Here is a 13,675-nt window from a genome sequence, read left to right as displayed (position 1 = left end):
TGCACGCCCCGGCTTGCACAGGTTTGACAAACAAACGTACGTTCTTTGGCTGAACAAACGAACAGGGGAGGATGTTTTGGATCACGTAACTGCCCAGACGGAGGTATTTTGCGAGGCCATGCGCCGATGGGCCTCCGGCGTCTCATTGATCACGAGCCAACATCAGGGCAGTCCCGTGGGCATGGCCGCCACTGCCATCATGTCACTCAGCGTTTCTCCGCCAAGCATCGCTGTCTGCGTCAACCGCACGGCCAGCCTGCATCCGGCGATCGTTTCCAGCCAGCGATTCTGCGTCAATTTCCTGAACGGCCGTCATGAGCCGCTGATCCCGGTCTTTAGCGGCAAGGTGAAAGGAGAGGCTCGCTTTGCCGTTGGCGACTGGGTGATGGAGGATGGCCCGCCAAAACTCGCCGACGCCCAAGCGACGCTTCAATGTGTTGATGATGGTCGTGTCGACTACGGCACCCACACGATCTTCATCGGCCGCGTCGAAACGGCGGAATTCACCGATATCGCGGAGCCTTTGATCTGGCTTGACGGGCGTGTCGTGCGGCCGGAATGATATGTTGATTATTGCCGCCAATCCCGCTTTGGAGCGCCATTACTGCAAATCTGGCTTATTTCACCAGAATTTTCCCATTTTTGAGGCAAGAATACCTATATTTCCAAAACCAACACACGGCGAAAAGCAGTTGATCCCTATTTCTCGCCGCCCCCTGCCAATCACAGCATTCCCCTCCCCCACCTTGAACGCCAATAGCGATCGCACAACGAAGCGATTCCCGCTTCCCGATCCGTGGCAGCTTTTCGAGGGGACACGCGCGGTCGGTTTCATGCCGGCAATTCCTTGACTTGGGCGTGCCGATCGGCCTCTCGGGATTCTCCGCTCGGAGGGGAGATGAAGCCGCGCTGCCTGCCAGACGTTCATCCAGTCGCGGATGACACAATGCGCCATAGGCTGAATTCATCATGGGAGGGCCACGACGACCTGCGCGCGGCCGGCGCGCGCCATGCCTTCGCCGTCAGGCGTAGATGTTCATGTATTTCATGCAGATGACGCGAAGACAGGACGAGATGTTCTTGTCGTTCGCGACCAGGCACTGGTCGTGAATTCGGGCGATCAGCTGCGGCAGCGAGATCTCCATCCGGTCGGCCATGTCCTCGAGCACGGTCCAGAAGACCCGCTCGAGGCGGACCGTGGTGCTGTGGCCATGAATGCGGAAGCCTCGTTTTTCGGGCAGGAACTCGCTAACCTGATCGACCGAACACGCGTTGAACATGTGACCCAGGAAGTCGTCCGGATCGATTTCAACGTAGATCGACATTCCGCTTCGGTCCCGTCCTGCGCATCCGGTAGGCCGCCTGTCGAATCCGGGCTATGGCGCCCTCGTCGGCCATCGATCCTTACATGTTTGGAGGGTGTTTCCAATAATTACTACCACCGGGCATCGGCGCACTCATAGGCTTCAGCAAGGTGCCCAACGAAAGCAAGACGGCACCGTGGGAGGATGTCTTGGCCAGTGAGTTCTTCAAGAAGACTCTTGATCCGGTGATCGCGCTTGCGGCGATCGCGATACTCAACATCTTTTTGTTTCTGATCGTGGGAGCGTGGACCGTCGGTGGCGGCGAGACCATGATGACCGGGCTTGCCGCCCAGGCCGTCATGGGCGACGAGCTGAAGCGTCTCCCGTTCTGGACTCTCGTGTTCCCGCCGGACGCGAGCTACTGGAAGATCTACATCAGCCTCGGAATGCTCTTCGGCGCCTTCGTGGGGGCGATACTCAGCAAGGAATTCTATATCCGGATGCCCCGTCGCCTGTCCGAATGGGTGATGATCACCATCGGCGGCCTGATGATGGGCATCGGCATCCGTCTCGCCTTCGTCTGCAACGTGTCGACCTTCTTCGGCCTGACGCCGGAGATGAACATGGGCGGCTACCTCGCCATCAGCGGCATCATCGCCGGGGCCTGGGTCGGCTCGATGATCTACAAAAAAGTTCTGGAGGGCTGAACCATTAGCGCCATCGGGGAATGCATCATCGCTTTCATTTTCGGCTCGATCGTCGGTCTGCTGGTTCAGCGTTCGCGCTTCTGCAACACCGCCGCCCTGCGCGACGCGATCCTGTTCAAGACCTACCGCAATACCAAGGCATTGCTGGTCGCCATGATGATCCTGACCTTCGGGTTCACGCTGTTCATCACGTTCGGCGAAGGCAAGCCATTGCACTTCGACGTCGGCCTGAACACCTTCGCGGGGCTGTTCATCTTCGGCATCGGCATGGTGCTGGCGGGCGCGTGCACGGTGTCGACCTGGGTCAAGACGGGCGAAGGCAATGTCGGCGCCCTGTGGGCGCTGCTGTTCACCTTCATCGGAATGTTCCTGTTCTCGATGCTCTGGTCGATCAACTACTGGCCGCCCGCACCGGCGTCGATGACGGGCGAACCTAACCTGGAAGCCCTCCAGCTCGGCTTCGCGAATGCCGCGACGCTGCAGGAGAAACTCGGCATACCCGCCGTCGTTTTCGGGCTGGTGCAGATGGGCGTGCTGTTCCTCATCTACCGCGCGATCAGGCGCAAGGAGGACGCGCAGGCGGCGCACCATCGCCAGGTGCAGGAAAGCCGCAAGATGGCCACCGCGCAAGCCGCGGAATGACGTGATCCCGAGACCCCGAGAGGACGACTAGACATGGGCCTGTTCAGCAGAAAGAAAACCGAAACGACCGACGCAGCCCCGATGGGTCAGGCGACGCTGAGCGACGGCTCGCACGTGACCATCGCGCAGAGCGTGGATTGCCTGGGCGACAGCTGCCCGCGCCCGCAGTTGATGACCAAGAAGGCGATCGGCCAGGTCGGCTCCGGCGATATCATCGAGATCGTTCTGGACAATCCGTCCTCGGTCGAGGCGCTGCCGCCGATGTGCGACGAACTCAACGCCGCCCATCTGGAGACGATCCGGGAACCGCGCTGCTGGAAAGTCTACATCCGGAAGGACTGAGCGAATGACACCCGCAAAGCTCTTCATGCAGTTCTACGTGGCAGCCTCGCTGGTCGTGGTCGTGGCGGGGTTGGGGTGGATGTATGTTTCGCCGCCGCCCAGCATGTTCGTGGACCGCGATGGCGTGCCCCACTTCACACCGGAGGTGGAGCACCCCATCACCGGAGAGGGCGTCAGCGTGAACAAGCTCATCAAGCACTACCGCGGCGACTGAGGACGAGACATGGATTTCGAAACGACGGCCCAGCTGGTTTTGGCGATCGCTGCTTTTGCCGTGCTTTATGTCGGTTTTCTCAAGGATTCACTCTGAGAAACGGAGGCGGGAGATGGACCGCTCGAGCCTAGTTTTCTGTGCAGGTAGTCTCGTCGTCTGCCTCGGAGCGGCATGGCTGTTCTTCCCGCTGGCCGCCGTCGAGCCTGAGACGGTCGCGATGGCGCAGACACCGCAGCCGGCCGAGACCTTGCCGATGATCGACGTGGGCCAGGGCTTCGGCGAACTGCCCGCCGTCGAGCTCATCGGCTACTACGTGGAAAATCCCCCTGCCCCGCCCGCGGCCGGCGCCGCGCCGGAACCGGTCATCCGGTTCGGGGGGTGCTGAGTTGGGCCGGCGGCAAAACCGGGCTATCGGACCAGGCGCGCTGGCGCTGGCACTAGGTACGGCTTTTCCGCTCGCCGCCCAACCGATCGAGATTGCGGACACCGTCGCCGCCGACGCCCGGGTGATCGACATCCGCGCCGAGGACGATTGCCTGGCGACCTCCCTGCCCGGCGCCCGCTGCCTGCCGGCCCCGTGGCTGCTCGACGGCGGCGATGGCGCACCGATCGGATTTCATGCGCTGCGCTGGCTGCTCGGGACCGTCGGCCTGAGTGGACGGGAACCGCTCGTGGTGTACGCCGGGCCGGCGGGTACGACGGACGATGCGCTGGCGGTGGCCGCGCTCGCCTATCTCGCGGGACAGAGCCTCGTGACCGTCCACGACGGCGCGGCGGTCGATACCGGCACGGGTGGCGAGAGCCGGAGCTTCAGCCGGGAGGCGGTCTACACCGCGCCGATGCGTATCGGGTCGATGGCTGTATCGGACGCGGCCACGCCGGACGACGCCGGATCATTGCGCGGCAGCCTGATCGAATTCGCGCGCACCGGCGCCGCCGTCGCCTTCGCACCGCAACATTGAAGATGGAGCCGACCGGACCGACCATGGACGTTCTGTTGCATATCACGACCGCCGAGGCCGCACGGATCGCCGCCGGGCTTGGCCGCGCCCTGACTTCGCAAGAGGCCAGCTGGAGCTGTTTCCTGACCAACGACGGCGTGAAGGCGCTGGACGATGCGGACTTCGCCGCGGCCAGCGCGGGCGCGGCGCGCGTCGTCGTCTGCGAGCATTCGTGGGACCACCACATGGACAGCCGCGCCTGCCCGGTGGAACAGGGCAGCCAGACCGTGAACTCCGCACTGGTGGCGGAAGCGGCGCGCGTCGTGAGCCTCTAGGGAGACCATCGTGGAGCCGAAGAAAATTCTCGTACTGGGCCGGCGCGATCACACCGAGGCGATGCGCGTGGCCGCCGGGCTGACGATTTTCGGCCATGACGTGCGGCTGGTGTTCATGACCGGACCGGTCGAAGAGACCGAGGCGAATGCCGAGCAGACCGAACTTCTGGAACTGGCCGAGATCGTGCCCGAGACGACCGTGGCGGAGATGGGCGACGACCTCGCCCTGCTCGATGCCGCGGCCCTGGGCAGCGCCATCGCCGCGGCCGACCGTGTCGTGAATCTCTAAGGGGGCCGCGCGATGAAGATGCTCGAATTGCAGACAGGCCTGTTTCCAGACGCGGCGCTGGTCGCGCGGGCCATGGAGACTTTGCATGCCGGAAACGCAGTCGAAAAGGCAGACGTCACGCGTCTGTCTTCAGACGACGAAGACGGCTGGGCGGAGGTGGCACGTGCCATCCTGGCCGCCGACCTCGTCGTCACGATTTGACACGATGGTTCGGCGGTGGAGTGAGAAAGGGAGGACCTGAAAATGACCGGACTTGCTAGCACTGTGAGAGCCATCGCGGCCGCGACGGCACTCTTGGCAGCGACCATAGTGGCGGCAGTGCCCGCCATGGCGGCCGAGCCTCTGGTGGACGTGGACTGGGTCAAGGCCAATACCGGGCAGCCCGGCATCGTCTTCGTCGATGCCCGGGGCCAGACCGACTTCCTGCGCGGGCACATCCCCGGCGCGGTGAACACCGACTACGGAAAGGACGGCTGGCGCGTGAAGAAAGGCGACGTGCCCGGCGTATTCCCCGACGACCCCGCGACACTCGCGGCGCTGATCGGCGGCCTCGGCATCGACAATTCGACCCATGTCGTGCTCGTCGCGCCGGGGGCGAACTCGTCCGACATGGGCATGGCCACGCGCATGTACTGGACGTTCAAGGTTCTGGGCCACGACAACGTGTCGATCCTGAACGGCGGCATGAACGCCTATCTCGCCGAGCTGGATGCCAACAAGAACCCGGCCAATCCGCTCGAGAAGGGGGCGGCCAAGGTCGAGCCCAAGTCCTTCAACGTGGCCTTGAGACAGGACATGCTGATTGACGACAACGCGGTCAAGGCGGCACTGGATGCCGGCACGCTGATGGTCGACAACCGCGACAACGACCAGTATCTGGGTGTGAACCGGCACGGCGCGTCCAAGGCCTCGGGTACGATCCCCGGCGCCGTCAACCTGCCGCAGAGCTGGATGACCGAAAATGGCGGCGGCATGTTCCGCGATGCCAAGACGCTCGCGACGCTCTACAAGGCGGCGGGCGTGCCCACTTCGGGCGAGCAGATCAGCTTCTGCAACACCGGCCACTGGGCGTCGATCGGCTGGTTCGTGTCGTCCGAGATCCTCGGCAACAAGGACGTGCAGATGTATGACGGCTCGATGGTGTCCTGGACGAACGCGGGCTTGCCCACAGAGCAGAAGATCTCCATCGATCAATGACGAATCCGGTGGTGTAATGGCGCCTCGGCGCCGCATTGTCGAAAATGCGATGGCCGCAACGCCCAGGGGCGTTGCGGCCATCGTCGCGCTCATTCTGTGGCTCGCGACCGCGGGGCCCGGATATGCCGGGGACGACGCGCGTGTCCTGGCGAGCGAGCTTCGTATCGCGCTGGGCGACGTCGAACGCCTGGCGGAAACCGACCTCCCCGCCCCGCACAGGATCGGCCTGGCCGAACGGCTTGCCGGTTCCCTGGGGCTTCTGCCCTGGCTTCTGCAAAGGGCCGGAGACGCGGACGGGGCACGGGCTCTCATCAAATTCCAGGAGACGAGCCTGGAGCCATCCGTCGAAACGGAACCGCTCGCCACGCTGCTTGCCGAGCTTTCCAGCCGTCATCCGCTCGACCTGGCCGGGAGCAAGGAGCCCGCTGTCGCGGCGACCGCCATGCGGGAGGCGCGGGTGATCCATCAGACCTACTGCGCCGGCTGCCATGACGGGGCGGGCAACGGCGATCCCGAACTCACCCTGCCGGCCCGCGACCTCTTCCTCATGGGCCGGTCGGAACGGCCCGACATCTTCGTCGCCCGCCTTTTCAACGGCATCAAGGGGGACGAGACGATCGGTTTCCGCAATCCCCTGACCGACGAACAACTCGCCGCCCTGCGGGCGTTCTATTCCGACGATTGACCGGTCCCCGCCCCCACTCAGTCCCGTGACAGCAGCCGCAGGCCGAGGAAGGCGACGAGGATCGACAGGGCGATGGTCAAGGTGGCGATGGCGTTGATCACCGGGTTCACGCCCTCGCGCAGCATCGACCAGATATGCATCGGCAAGGTGTTCTCGCTGCCCGTCAGGAAGAACGTCACCGGGATCTCGTCGAAGGACAGTACGAACACCAGCAACGCGCTGCCGAGAAGCGCCGACTTGAGGTTCGGCAGCGTCACCCGCCAGAAGGTGGTCGCCGGGCCGGCGCCCAGATCGAGGCTCGCCTCCTCTATGCTGCGGTCGAAACGGCGCAGGCGCGCGTAGACCTGGGTGACGACGATCGGCAGGCACCACACCGAATGCCCGATGGCGACGGTGAAGAGGGAAAGCCGCGTATCGAAGCGGCTCAACAGCAGCAAGAGCGCCAGCCCCGTGACGATGCCCGGCACCACCAGAGGCAGCAGAATCCCGTGCTCCAGCAGGTGTTTGCCGGGAAAATTCACGCGGTCCAGGCCGAAGGCCAGCGGCACGCCCAGGATCAGAGTCAGCGGCACCACCGTGCCGGCGACGATCAGGCTGTTGCCGACCGAGCGCCACAGGTCGCTATCGGCGAACAGGGCCCGGTACCAAGCGAGGCTGACGCTGTCGATCGGGAAGACGAGCAGAGGCGAGTCGGAAAAGGAGAACACCACCAGTACCGCGATGGGCAGGTAGAGAAAGGCGAATGCCGCGACAGCTGTGACCAACAGACCACGGCGGACCGGGAGGGTCAGGAGGGGATCGTAACGGGCCTGCATTGCGGTCCTACCGTTTCTCAAGCCGTGCGCCGATGCCCACGATGGCCAGCACGATGACCACCACCACCATCGCCAGCGCGCTGCCGAAGGGCCAGTCGAAGGCGGTGCCGAACTGGCTGATGATGACGTTGGCGATCATGATTTCATTCGGCCCGCCCAACAGCGACGGGGCGACGAAATCGCCAAAGCTCAGCGCGAAGGTGAAGGTGCCGCCGGCCACCACGCCGGGCAGGCTGAGCGGCAGGATCACGCGCCGGAACGTGGTGAAGGGCCGCGCGCCAAGGTCCAGGCTCGCCTCTATCTGGTCGCGCGATAGCTTCTCCAGCGACGCATAGATCGGCAGGGTCACGAAGGGCACGAAGATGTAGACCAGCGTCAGCACGACGCTGAACTGATTGTACAGAAACAGGTCCAGCGGCGCGTCGGTCAGCCCCAGCGATGTCAGCGTGCTGTTCACCAGACCGGAGCGGCCGAGGATGATCTTCCAGGTGTATGCCCGCAGCAGGAAGCTGGTGAGCAGCGGGATCACCACGAGGAAATAGAGCATCTGCCGGTGACGGCGGGCCACGAAGGCGAGAAAGAACGCCAGCGGATAGCCGATCGCCAACGCGAACAGCGTGACCAGGAGCGCGGTCGAAAACGAGTTCCACAGCACCTGCCGGTAAAGCGGGTTCTCGACGATCCGGGCGTAGTTGTCGCCCGTCAACGTGCGCGAGATGACATAGCCATCCACCTGCCAGACGCTGTGCAGCAGGATCTCGCCATAGGGAATGACCAGAAAGACCAGCAGGTAGAGCAGCGGCGGGCCGACCAGGAGCCATCCACCCGGGACCCGCCAGCCGCGCGCCGCGCCGGCGTCCTGAACCGTGGCGCTGCTCATCGTGCCGGCGTTTCGGGAAAGACGAGAAGCGCGTCGGGAGCGAGCTCGAGACGCATCGGTGCGCCCTCGTCCAGCGGGCCGGGCCAGGCTGCAAGGGCTTCGGGACTGACCTCGGCCGTCAGCATATCGCCGCCGTGCAGGCGCAGGATCAGGCGATTGGCGGTGCCGACATAGGCGATCTCGCTGAGGCGTGCCTCGACGACATTGGTCTCCGCGCCGTTGGTGGCGAGCCGCACCTTCTCCGGACGTATGGCGACGACCCCCGCGTCCGCGGGCGTCGCCCCCTCGGGCAGTTGCAGTCGCGTGCCGTCGGACAGCGCGACGCCGCCGGGCACGGTGTCGGCGATCGGCAGGAAGTTCTCCGTGCCGACGAATTCGGCCACGAACCGTTCGCAGGGACGCTCGAAGATGTCCGCCGGCGTGCCGATCTGGCGGATTTCGCCGGCGTTCATGACCGCAACCCGGTCGCTCATCACCAGCGCTTCTTCCTGGTCGTGCGTGACGTAGACGAAGGTGATGCCCAGGCCGGTCTGGATCCGCTTGAGCTCGAGCTGCATCTCGCGTCGCAACTTGGCGTCGAGCGCGCCCAGCGGCTCGTCCAGAAGCAGGACGCGCGGCTCGTTCACCAGCGCCCGCGCCAGCGCCACCCGCTGCCTCTGCCCGCCGGAGAGGTTGTCGGGCCTGGCCGAGGCCTTATCCAGCAGGCCGACGCGGTCGAGCATCTCGGAGGTCCGCTGCACGATTTCCGCCTTGGGCAGCTTCTTCAGGGTCAGGCCATAGGCGACGTTGGCCTCGACCGTCATGTGCGGGAACAGCGCGTAGCTCTGGAAGACGGTGTTGACCGGACGGCGATAGGGCGGACGCTCGTTCATCCGCACGCCGTCGACGGTGATCGTGCCGCTGTCGACGGCCTCGAAGCCGCTGATCATGCGCAGCGTGGTCGTCTTGCCGCAGCCGCTGGAGCCGAGCAGCGTCAGGAATTCGCCCGCCTCAATGTCGAGAGAGACCTCGGAGACCGCGACGAACGACTCGAACGACTTGCTGACCCGGTCGAGCCTGACGGCGCCGCCCCGGAGAGCGACGCCTTCATTCTTGGAAAATGCTGGGGTCATTGGCGCGCGGCTTTGACCTCGTTCCAGACTTCCAGATAGCGGCCGCGGCGGGGAATGTCCTGCCAGAACTCGATGCGCTCCAGAAGGTCCGGCCCCTCGTCCATGTAGAGCTGTTCCCAGACGGCTTCGTCCATGAATTCACGAGACTCCGGGTTGGTCACGGTGTAGCCCGTGGCCTCGGCGATCTGGCCCTGCGTCTTCGGCGCAATCAGGTGGTCGATGAAGGCGTGCGCCTCGGCGGCGCAATCGCTGCCTTTCACGACGAAGTTGGAGTCCAGCCAGCCGACCGGGTTCTCCGGAACAAATTCGCGCACGTTCATGCCCTGCTCGCGCAGCGCCTGGGTGATGTAGTTCCAGGAATTGCTGGCCACGATCTCGCCGCTCGCGAAGAGCTCGATCGCCTCGCCGGCCTGGCTCCAATAGGTGCGCACCAGCGATTTCTGCTCGATCATCTTCTTCTTGACCTCTTCGAGCTGCTCGTCCGACAGGGTCCAGAGGTTGTCGTAGCCGAGGTAGCTGGCGACGTCGGCAATGGTGGTCACGTCTTCCCACATGCCGATGCGGCCGGCGTACTTGGGATCGAAGAGAATGCCGAAATCCTCGCCCTCGGGGATGACATCGGCGTTCACGGTCACCGGCGTGGTGCCCCAGAAGGTCGGCGCGCCATAGAGCTTGTCGTCCTTGTGAAGGAAATCCAGATCGCGGAAGCCCTCGAAGATCTGCTCCAGATGCGGCAATTGTGCGGCGTCGAGCGGCTCGACGAAGCCGGCGCCGATGGCGCGCCCGGCCAGGGAGCTGACGATGGTGACGACGTCATAGTCGCCGCCCCCCGCAGCCAGCTTGGCCATGTACTCGTCGTTGGACCCGACATAGGTGCGCTTGACGGTAATGCCGGTCTCTTCCTCGAACGGCTTGACCCAGGCATCGTCGACATAGCCTTCCCACGTCAGCATGCCGATTTCGGTGCATTGGGCGAAGGCGCCGCCGGCGGTGGCCAGGGTGATGCCGAGAAGTGCGGCGGATGTGGTCAGCAGACGTGTTTTCATTGGCGATCTCCGCTTTTTGTTAGGGGTTCTTGTGGGTCTTGGGGAGCGGGCTCAGCCGCCGAGCTGGGCGTACAGGCTGTCGACGGTCTCGGCGGTATAGTGCATCGCGTGGGGCTCGGAGAACGTCCAGCCGCGGTATGGCTGGCCTGCCATCGCCTTGACCGCCTCGTCGGCGCGCAGGATCTGCCCGCCGTAAAGCCAGTTCGCCATGTCCAGCATGGCCACCTTGTGGGCGAACGTGTTGAACGATCCGCAGGCGTCCAGCACCAGCGTCACCCGGTAGTCGCGCCAGATCGCGTCCCAGACCGTCGTCTCCAGGCAGGCCTCGGTCCAGCAGCCCAGGACGATCAGGTGCTCCGCGTCCACCTGGCTCAGCAGCAGGTCCAGCTTGGTGCCATAGAAGGCCGAGAAACGCTGCTTGTCGAAGACGACGTCTCCGGGCTGCGGGCGCACCTCGTCGCAGATGCCGACCGCGGGGCTGTCGCTGCGGCTGGCGAGCGGCCGGCCCTCGGCATCGCGGGGCTCGTGCCGCTGGGCGTCGTGGCCCGCGGGGTCGAGGGCGTGGCGGCTGTAGATCACCGGAATGCCGGCGGCGCGGGCGGCCTCGATCGTCTTCGCAGCGTTGGCGAGGATCGTCTCGTATCCCGCCACCTGCCAGACGCCACCGGCGGCGTTCTCGCCCTGTAGATCCACCGCCACGAGGGCGCTTCGGTTTGATTTCATTTCGTCGGGAAATCCCATCTTCGTTCGCTGAAACACTCAGTTTTGACTCGTGGCCGGAAGCTTGCATGTCGCCAGGATGATGAAAACTTGAAAAAACCTCATAGATTCATTAGGCATGGCTTATGAGTCTTGTGAACGACCTTCCCCCGCTGCAGTGGCTGGTGGCGTTCCAGCGGGTGGCCGAGCACCTCAGCTTCACGCGGGCGGCGGCCGAGTTGAACGTGACGCAACCGGCGATGAGCCATAAAATCCGCCAGCTCGAGGCGCATCTGGGGGTGAAGCTGTTCCTGCGCGCCGGCCGGGGCATCGCCCTGAGCCGAGAGGGCGAGATCTTCCTCAGCGCGGTCGAGGACGGGCTGGTGCGGATCGCCGGTGCGTCGACGATGCTGAGCCAGCCGATGCCGCATGTGACGATCCGGACCGACGCGGAGTTCGCCAGCTTCTGGCTGCTGCCGATTATCGCCCAGTTCAACGCGCGGCATCCGCGCATCGTCACCTCGATCGTCTCCGACCAGGGCGGGACGGTGCCCGATCCATCCAGTCCCGACCTGGACATCACCTTCGGTGACGGCAACTGGCCCGGCGCGACCAGCCACCGGCTTTTCTACGAGGAAGTGTTCCCCGTCTGCAGCCCGTCCTATCTCGAGGGGCGCGGCCGGATCGGGAGCCTCGAGGCGCTCGCCCGACAGACGCTGCTGGGCTGGCACACGTCCCGCTGGGATTTCATGGATTGGGGCGAATGGTTCGAGCGCAGGGGCGCGCGCCATATCGATTCCGCCTCACGGCTGATCTTCGACAATTACCATGTCGCGATGCAGGCCGCCGTGAACGGCCAGGGCATCGCCCTGGCCTGGCGCTACTGCCTCGGGGATCTTCTGGAAAAGAAGCTTCTCGTCAGGCCGGTACCCGACACGGTAATCACGCCGCGGGGCCAGTTCCTCATCGAGCCGCAGACGCCCGAGATCCCGCAGGTGCTGCAATGGCTGATGCAATGGATCATCGACAAGTCGCGCGACACACTGGACGAGCAGCAAAGGATGCTCGACAGGCACTGACCCAACCATTCCATTCGCTTTTTCGCCTGAAAGCGATCACCGCTTGGCTTGACAACGGCGGATATCCTCCGGCGGCCGGTCGGGATTAGCCCGTGATCCAGGTTCAATGGGGTGATGGTGCTGCACTCCGGCGGGGCGGCGCAGTCCGTGCCGTCCCCAATCCCGAAACGCGCATCACCGTTCGTCGGCGATCACTTTCCCGTCGTTCGGCAGAGCCCCCGGCGCGACGACCTCAACCTCGCTCCGCAGCCTGGTCGTCTCGGTCAACAACCTGGCTGCGCGTTCGGCGATGGACGTCTCCTCGTGCTCGATTTTCAGGAGCAACGAATCCTGCTCGCCCGCGCGCTTGACGATGAGCCGCAGTCGCCCGCTGATGCCAAGTTCCCGACCGACAACGGCCACCTGCTCGGGCCGAACGAACATGCCCCTCACCTTGGTCGCCTGGTCCGCACGGCCCATCCACCCGGCGATGCGCGGGCGCCCGTCGGATGCCGCCGGCAGGCTGCGCGAAAGGTCGCCGGTGGCGAAGCGGATCAGCGGATAGTCGCGGTTCAACCGCGTGACGACGACCTCGCCGACCTCGCCGTCGGCAACGGGCTCTCCGGTTCCCGGCCTGACGATTTCCAGGATCAGACCGTCGTTTACGGCCAGCCCGTCGCCTTCGTCCTCATAGCCGACGACCCCGAGATCGGCGGTGCCATAGCATTGGAAGACATCGATCCCTCTTCCTTCCAGCTCACCGCGCAGTGACGGCGGAAGGGCAGCGCCCGAGACAATGGCGCGCCGGATCGAGCCGACACCGATTCCGGCCGCGTCCGCCTTGTCGAGCAGGATCTTCAGGAAATCCGGGGTCCCGACATACATCGTCGGACGGTACTGGCGGATCGCCGCGAGCTGATCGGCGGTGTTGCCCGGACCGGCGGGGATCACCGCACAGCCAAGCGCATGGGCGCCGGTCTCGAACATCGCCCCAGCCGGCGTCAGATGATAGGAAAAGGTGTTGAGCGCGATTTCACCCGCCGCCACGCCCGCGGCTTCGAGCGCGCGGGCGGCGCCCCACCAGTCGCGACCGCCTCCCTCGGGATCGAAGATCGGGCCGGGCGAGACGTAAAGGCGCAACAGCTTGCCGGCGGTCGGGCGTGTCAGCCCCCCGAAGGGCGGGGCCGCGGCCTGCAGCGCGACCAGGTCGGATTTGCGCAGGACGGGAAGTGCGGAAAGGCTTCGGCGATCCGTGATCGCACCGGGCTCGATACCGGCGAGGCGTTCGGCCCAATAGGGCTGGTCGGCGATCGCGCGCGCGAGCTGTTGGCGCAGCCCCTGAAACAAGGCGGCTTCGTCACCGGCGTCGGGTCGACCGTCGGTCGGTTCGGACATCGGGCAATCCTTTC

General features: G+C 64.8%; 21 protein-coding genes. 14 read left to right on the top strand and 7 right to left on the bottom strand.

Features of this window, described 5'->3' with window-relative positions:
• Positions 1-118: 118 nt before the first annotated feature.
• Both ACSF9G_RS09005 and ACSF9G_RS09000 read left to right on the top strand, forming a co-directional pair.
• Positions 119-562, top strand: a complete 444-nt coding sequence (locus ACSF9G_RS09005) for a flavin reductase family protein (protein WP_436642096.1) — start codon at positions 119-121, stop codon at positions 560-562.
• A 1-nt stretch (position 563) separates the two neighbouring features.
• Positions 564-851, top strand: coding sequence for a hypothetical protein (locus ACSF9G_RS09000; RefSeq protein ID WP_436640692.1), 288 nt, complete (start codon positions 564-566; stop codon positions 849-851).
• A 171-nt stretch (positions 852-1,022) separates the two neighbouring features.
• Here the strand turns inward: ACSF9G_RS09000 and ACSF9G_RS08995 are convergent, their stop codons facing one another.
• Entirely contained in the window at positions 1,023-1,325 is a 303-nt protein-coding gene (locus ACSF9G_RS08995; protein WP_436640691.1) for a ribbon-helix-helix domain-containing protein, read from the bottom strand.
• A 149-nt stretch (positions 1,326-1,474) separates the two neighbouring features.
• Between ACSF9G_RS08995 and ACSF9G_RS08990 the strand changes: the two genes are divergently transcribed.
• The 11 genes from ACSF9G_RS08990 to ACSF9G_RS08940 all read left to right on the top strand — a co-directional run bounded on the left by ACSF9G_RS08990 (position 1,475) and on the right by ACSF9G_RS08940 (position 6,656).
• Positions 1,475-2,011, top strand: coding sequence for a YeeE/YedE thiosulfate transporter family protein (locus ACSF9G_RS08990; RefSeq protein WP_436640690.1), 537 nt, complete (start codon positions 1,475-1,477; stop codon positions 2,009-2,011).
• A 3-nt stretch (positions 2,012-2,014) separates the two neighbouring features.
• A complete protein-coding gene (locus tag ACSF9G_RS08985; RefSeq protein ID WP_436642094.1) occupies positions 2,015-2,653 on the top strand; it encodes a YeeE/YedE thiosulfate transporter family protein in 639 nt (212 codons plus the stop codon).
• Positions 2,654-2,686: 33 nt separating this feature from the next.
• On the top strand, positions 2,687-2,995 hold the full coding sequence (locus ACSF9G_RS08980) for a sulfurtransferase TusA family protein (RefSeq protein ID WP_436640688.1): 309 nt from the start codon (positions 2,687-2,689) through the stop codon (positions 2,993-2,995).
• Positions 2,996-2,999: 4 nt separating this feature from the next.
• Positions 3,000-3,209 carry a hypothetical protein gene (locus ACSF9G_RS08975; protein ID WP_436640686.1) on the top strand — a complete coding sequence of 70 codons (210 nt, stop codon included), beginning with the start codon at positions 3,000-3,002 and terminating at the stop codon, positions 3,207-3,209.
• A gap of 112 nt (positions 3,210-3,321) precedes the next feature.
• Positions 3,322-3,594 carry a hypothetical protein gene (locus tag ACSF9G_RS08970; protein WP_436640684.1) on the top strand — a complete coding sequence of 91 codons (273 nt, stop codon included), beginning with the start codon at positions 3,322-3,324 and terminating at the stop codon, positions 3,592-3,594.
• Between the two features lies 1 nt (position 3,595).
• Positions 3,596-4,171 carry a hypothetical protein gene (locus tag ACSF9G_RS08965; protein WP_436640682.1) on the top strand — a complete coding sequence of 192 codons (576 nt, stop codon included), beginning with the start codon at positions 3,596-3,598 and terminating at the stop codon, positions 4,169-4,171.
• Positions 4,172-4,194: 23 nt separating this feature from the next.
• Positions 4,195-4,485, top strand: a complete 291-nt coding sequence (locus tag ACSF9G_RS08960) for a hypothetical protein (RefSeq protein ID WP_436640680.1) — start codon at positions 4,195-4,197, stop codon at positions 4,483-4,485.
• A gap of 10 nt (positions 4,486-4,495) precedes the next feature.
• Positions 4,496-4,774 carry a hypothetical protein gene (locus ACSF9G_RS08955; protein WP_436640678.1) on the top strand — a complete coding sequence of 93 codons (279 nt, stop codon included), beginning with the start codon at positions 4,496-4,498 and terminating at the stop codon, positions 4,772-4,774.
• A gap of 12 nt (positions 4,775-4,786) precedes the next feature.
• Positions 4,787-4,975 carry a hypothetical protein gene (locus ACSF9G_RS08950; protein WP_436640676.1) on the top strand — a complete coding sequence of 63 codons (189 nt, stop codon included), beginning with the start codon at positions 4,787-4,789 and terminating at the stop codon, positions 4,973-4,975.
• Between the two features lie 42 nt (positions 4,976-5,017).
• Positions 5,018-5,971, top strand: a complete 954-nt coding sequence (locus ACSF9G_RS08945; protein ID WP_436640674.1) for a sulfurtransferase — start codon at positions 5,018-5,020, stop codon at positions 5,969-5,971.
• A 49-nt stretch (positions 5,972-6,020) separates the two neighbouring features.
• A complete protein-coding gene (locus ACSF9G_RS08940) occupies positions 6,021-6,656 on the top strand; it encodes a c-type cytochrome (protein ID WP_436640672.1) in 636 nt (211 codons plus the stop codon).
• Between the two features lie 17 nt (positions 6,657-6,673).
• On the opposite strand, the gene ACSF9G_RS08935 is transcribed toward ACSF9G_RS08940, so the two are convergent.
• The 5 genes from ACSF9G_RS08935 to ACSF9G_RS08915 are packed head-to-tail and all read right to left on the bottom strand — an operon-like array spanning position 6,674 to position 11,232.
• Positions 6,674-7,420: an ABC transporter permease gene (locus ACSF9G_RS08935; protein ID WP_436640670.1), complete on the bottom strand. Its 747-nt coding sequence runs from the start codon at positions 7,418-7,420 to the stop codon at positions 6,674-6,676.
• A gap of 58 nt (positions 7,421-7,478) precedes the next feature.
• Positions 7,479-8,351, bottom strand: coding sequence for an ABC transporter permease (locus ACSF9G_RS08930; RefSeq protein ID WP_436640668.1), 873 nt, complete (start codon positions 8,349-8,351; stop codon positions 7,479-7,481).
• Entirely contained in the window at positions 8,348-9,463 is a 1,116-nt protein-coding gene (locus ACSF9G_RS08925) for an ABC transporter ATP-binding protein (RefSeq protein WP_436640666.1), read from the bottom strand. The genes ACSF9G_RS08930 and ACSF9G_RS08925 overlap by 4 nt, the downstream gene beginning before the upstream one ends.
• Positions 9,460-10,509 (bottom strand): ABC transporter substrate-binding protein, encoded by a 1,050-nt coding sequence (locus tag ACSF9G_RS08920; protein WP_436640664.1) that lies wholly within the window; start codon positions 10,507-10,509, stop codon positions 9,460-9,462. The genes ACSF9G_RS08925 and ACSF9G_RS08920 overlap by 4 nt, the downstream gene beginning before the upstream one ends.
• Positions 10,510-10,560: 51 nt before the next feature.
• Positions 10,561-11,232, bottom strand: coding sequence for a cysteine hydrolase family protein (locus ACSF9G_RS08915; RefSeq protein WP_436640662.1), 672 nt, complete (start codon positions 11,230-11,232; stop codon positions 10,561-10,563).
• Between the two features lie 122 nt (positions 11,233-11,354).
• Here ACSF9G_RS08915 and ACSF9G_RS08910 point away from each other — a divergent pair, with 122 nt between their 5' ends.
• Positions 11,355-12,287, top strand: a complete 933-nt coding sequence (locus tag ACSF9G_RS08910) for a LysR substrate-binding domain-containing protein (RefSeq protein WP_436640660.1) — start codon at positions 11,355-11,357, stop codon at positions 12,285-12,287.
• 174 nt (positions 12,288-12,461) lie between these two features.
• Here ACSF9G_RS08910 and ACSF9G_RS08905 read toward each other — a convergent pair whose 3' ends face one another.
• A complete protein-coding gene (locus ACSF9G_RS08905; protein ID WP_436640658.1) occupies positions 12,462-13,661 on the bottom strand; it encodes a phenylacetate--CoA ligase family protein in 1,200 nt (399 codons plus the stop codon).
• Positions 13,662-13,675 lie beyond the last annotated feature (14 nt).

It is taken from the genome of Microbaculum mangrovi, from assembly GCF_051390635.1.
Classification (GTDB): domain Bacteria; phylum Pseudomonadota; class Alphaproteobacteria; order Rhizobiales; family Tepidamorphaceae; genus Microbaculum.
This window is presented reverse-complemented; position numbering and strand designations above follow the sequence as displayed.